Below are 4,102 nucleotides of genomic sequence, written 5' to 3' on the forward strand. Positions count from 1 at the left end.
GTAGAGGGCAACCTGGCGCACCGTGGGCTCCAGCAGATCGGCACCACGTACTATCTCTGTGATGCCGCTGTCCATGTCGTCCACCACCACCGCCAGGTTATAGGCGTAGAGGCCATCCCGACGGCGTATGATGAAGTCCTCTTCGGCCAGCGCCGCAGGAACCGCAATGCGGCCCTGCAACCCATCCTCGAAATGGTAAACCGGATGGTGCTGGCGCAGTCGGGCGGCGCATCCCTCGGCCCCGAGACCAAGATCGCGACAGTGGCCGCGGTACAAACCGCCGCCCGCCATGATCTCGCGCCGGGTACAGCGGCACCAGTAGAGATCGCCAGCCTGATAGAGCTGCCTGATGATCTCGTCATAACGGCCATGACGCTTGCTCTGGTACATCACTTCCCCATCCCACTCCAGGCCGTGGGCCGCCAAGGTCTGCAGTATGAGCGACGCGGCTCCGGCCATCTCCCGTGGCGGGTCTATGTCTTCGATCCGCACCAGCCAGCGCCCCTGTTGCGCCCTGGCCTGCAAGAAACTGCCGAGCGCCGCAATCAGGGAGCCAAAATGGAGCGGGCCTGACGGGGAGGGGGCAAAGCGACCTGTATAGGGGCGAGTCTGGGGCGACGGGAGTGTATTCACGGGCATGGCAATTAGGGCAAGCGATTCATTGAAGCTGCATTCTGGGACGCCCCGACCAAAAGCTCAATAAAAAAGGGAGCTCGCAAGCCCCCTTTTTTCAGTTATGCCAGTGGTCGGTATCAACCGGCCATCTGTTTTTCCTTGATTTCAGCGAGTGTTTTGCAGTCGACACAGAGGTCGGCTGTCGGACGGGCTTCCAGACGACGGATACCAATCTCGATACCGCAATGCTCGCAGTAACCGAAGTCATCGTCTTCAAGCAGCACCAATGTCTTCTCGATCTTCTTGATCAGCTTGCGTTCACGGTCGCGGGTGCGCAATTCGAGAGCGAACTCTTCTTCTTGCGCGGCGCGATCCACGGGATCCGGAAAGTTGGCAGCCTCATCCTTCATATGGTCAACGGTGCGGTCAACTTCCTGCATCAGTTGGTTGCGCCAAGCTCCCAGGATCTTGCGAAAATGTGCCTTTTGTTGGTCATTCATGTACTCCTCACCCGGTTTTTCCTGGTAAGGCGCTACACCCGCAATGGCCAGGGGGCCCAGAGATTTCCTGTTTTCGCCTGTTGGCATGCCCTGTCTCCTAATTCAGCACGCTACCCGTGCCATCCATAAAATGAGGGCGACATCTATATCAGAAGGGTAATGCGTAGGCAAACAAGCCGTACCAATTATGTTACCCATCCCAACTTTTATTCGCTGCCCTCGGGTAGCAGGTGACAAGATTCAAAAGGGATAAAATCTTGGGCCACCATGCTCTGCACCCCAAGATGGGGTCGATAGCATAAAATTTCAACCCCTGCCGCCATTGACTGCTCAATTAGCTGACTATAGAGCGGATCTATGTGTGCTGCAGGGCGCATTCTCACTATTCCGGAGTGCAAAACCATAAATAGCAACACGGCTCTGTGCCCTGCCGCCTTCATGGCCATCAATTCACGCAAATGCTTGGCGCCACGACTGGTGACCGCATCGGGAAAGTAGCCCATGCCGGCTTGCTCCCGCTCATCGAGCAGGGTCACGGATTTCACCTCTATGTAGCATGAGGGCCTGTGGTCATCTTCCAGCAGCAGGTCGATGCGACTGTTCTCTTCGCCATATTTCACTTCTGTGCGCAGCCTGGCGTAGCCAGCGAGCGGGGCCATCGCCCCCTGTTCGATCAGCTCGCGGGCGATCTGGTTGGCCCGCGCCGTGTTGACGCAGATGAAGTGACCCGCCGGGCTCTCGGCGATTTCCCAGCTGTGGGGCAGCTTGCGCTTGGGGTTGTCGGAGGTGGAGTACCAGACCCGGGTGCCCGGCTCGGCGCAGCCGGTCATGGCACCGGTATTGGCGCAGTGGATGGTGATCACCTCGCCGTTGTCCTGCCGGATATCGGTCAGAAAGCGCTTGTAGCGGGAGATGAGCTGCCCGGACTGCAGGGGGGGATCAAAGATCATGGTGCGGTTCTCTCTTTTATAGGCAGGAAGTGAGGGCGCGCGGCTGTCACGACGCCATCTTCTCTCTGGCGCGCAGGGGCCAGCAGGCGAGCGGTTCATAGCGCATCCCGTCCGGGGTGGCAATGGATTGATAGAGGCAGAAGTGATCCGCGTGCAGCAAAAAATCCGGTGCCGGCAAGGTGTCGGGCGCCTCGCTCGCCTTGCGCGACAGGGTGACGTGGGGACGATAGCCCTGCTCACCGTTACCAAGCCCCAGCTTCTCGCCGTGACGACGCAGCGCCCTGGCCAGCACATTCAGCTCGTTAGGCCAGTCACCTGGTCCCACCCAGGCCGCCTTGGCACGGCTGAACCAGCCGGTCTCATCCAGCTTGATGGTCAGCGGCGGACAGTGCTGCCGCTCAGCGGCGGCCATCAGGCGGGCCGTGGTGACCTGATCTGCTTCACCGAGAAAGGCCAGCGTCAGGTGGAGGTTCGCTGCGGGGACCGGCTGGCCGGGCCAGGGGCGTTGATCTCGCCAGTCGATCAGCTCGGCGGCGAGCTGTTGTAGAGGCAGGGCAAAGAAAAGTTTGGCCATGTTGGTGAGGATGCCTTTTTACGCTCATAACATGGCCCCATTCTATGGCAGCTACGGTGGTCATGTCTCGCCGCAGCGTATCCTGGCGAGCTGGCCATGAATGCCAGGGTAACCGTGGTGGTCATGTCTTGCTGGTGACATCTGCTCACGGTGGTGGCGGATGCTATGGCAGAATGGGCGCCGTTTTAAGGTCATCACAGAAGGTGCTCGCCGCTTTGTCCCAACTCCCCATAGTGTCCGTGTTGCCAGCGCTGTTTGCCGCCATCGACAGCCATGCCAGCGTGATCCTGCAGGCGCCCCCGGGCGCGGGCAAGTCGACCCTGCTGCCGCTGGAGCTGGTGCGCCAAAACCGGCTGCCCGGTCGCATCCTCATGCTGGAGCCCCGTCGTTTGGCGGCGCGCAACATAGCCAGCTTTCTGGCCCGTCAGCTGGGGGAGCCGGTGGGAGAGCGCATCGGCCTGCGAGTCAGGGGCGAGAGTCGCACCAGTGCCAGGACCCGACTCGAGATCGTCACCGAGGGGGTGCTGACCCGGATGCTGCAGCAGGATCCTGAGCTTGCGGGCGTGTCGCTCGTCATCTTCGATGAGTTTCACGAGCGCAGCCTGCACGCCGATACCGCCCTGGCCTTTGCCATCGAGAGCCAACAGGGGCTGCGGGATGATCTCAAATTGCTCATCATGTCCGCCACCCTGGATGGCATGGCGCTCGAGAGCCTGTTGCCTGACGCCCCCGTCATTCGTTCCGAGGGGCGCGGTTTTCCCATCGACTATCACTATCGCCCCCTCAATCGCCAGCAGTGGCTGGAACCGCAAGTCGGCGCCGTCGTGCTGGAAGCGCTCGCCAGCCATGCCGGCAGCGCCCTTGTGTTCCTGCCGGGGCAGGGGGAGATAGAGCGGCTCGCCCAGTGGCTGGAGGGACGGCTGCCGGATGACGTGCGCCTCGCACCGCTCTATGGCCGTCTCGACATGGCGGCGCAGCAGGCCGCCATCGAACCGGCACAGGTCGGTCGCCGTAAGCTGGTGCTCACCACCAATGTGGCTGAGACCTCCCTCACCATAGAGGGCATCCATATGGTCATCGACAGCGGGCTGGAGCGGCGCGCCTCCTTCGATCTGAAAAGTGGCGTCACCCGGCTGGAGACCCGCCAGATCGCCAGGGCGTCCGCTACCCAGCGGGCGGGCCGCGCTGGTCGTCTCGGTCCTGGCGTCTGCTATCGGCTCTGGAGCGGTGAAGTGCAGGAGCGTCTCGCCGAGCAGAGCCCGCCGGACATACTGACGCAGGAGCTCACCGGCCTGCTTTTGGACGCCGCCCAGTGGGGCGCTAAAGTGGAGAGCCTGCCACTGCTGGACATGCCCCCCGCCGCTGCCGTAGCCAGCGCCCAGCGGCTGCTGGTCAGCTTGGGTGCCATGACGCCCGAGGGTGAGCAACAACTTACTCCTGCTGGCCGTGCCATGGCAGCCTTC

5 protein-coding genes are annotated in these 4,102 nt (G+C 61.8%); 1 reads left to right on the forward strand and 4 read right to left on the reverse strand.

Annotation, left to right across the window (positions count from 1 at the left end):
* The 4 genes from gluQRS to thpR form a co-directional block, all read right to left on the reverse strand.
* The coding region (gene gluQRS, locus AAC083_RS15655) for a tRNA glutamyl-Q(34) synthetase GluQRS (protein WP_258224718.1) at nucleotides 1-639 on the reverse strand (639 nt) is incomplete at its 3' end.
* A 113-nt stretch (nucleotides 640-752) separates the two neighbouring features.
* Nucleotides 753-1,202 carry an RNA polymerase-binding protein DksA gene (gene dksA, locus AAC083_RS15660; RefSeq protein WP_033137830.1) on the reverse strand — a complete coding sequence of 150 codons (450 nt, stop codon included), beginning with the start codon at nucleotides 1,200-1,202 and terminating at the stop codon, nucleotides 753-755.
* Nucleotides 1,203-1,321: 119 nt separating this feature from the next.
* Nucleotides 1,322-2,065 carry a DNA/RNA nuclease SfsA gene (gene sfsA, locus AAC083_RS15665; protein ID WP_108537076.1) on the reverse strand — a complete coding sequence of 248 codons (744 nt, stop codon included), beginning with the start codon at nucleotides 2,063-2,065 and terminating at the stop codon, nucleotides 1,322-1,324.
* Between the two features lie 46 nt (nucleotides 2,066-2,111).
* The gene (thpR, locus tag AAC083_RS15670) at nucleotides 2,112-2,639 is read right to left on the reverse strand and encodes an RNA 2',3'-cyclic phosphodiesterase (RefSeq protein WP_181364777.1); all 528 of its coding nucleotides are present in this window, start codon (nucleotides 2,637-2,639) and stop codon (nucleotides 2,112-2,114) included.
* Nucleotides 2,640-2,854: 215 nt separating this feature from the next.
* Here thpR and hrpB point away from each other — a divergent pair.
* The coding region (gene hrpB / locus AAC083_RS15675; protein WP_108537078.1) for an ATP-dependent helicase HrpB at nucleotides 2,855-4,102 on the forward strand (1,248 nt) is incomplete at its 3' end.

Source organism: Aeromonas sp. HMWF014, assembly GCF_963878295.1.
GTDB lineage: Bacteria > Pseudomonadota > Gammaproteobacteria > Enterobacterales > Aeromonadaceae > Aeromonas > Aeromonas popoffii.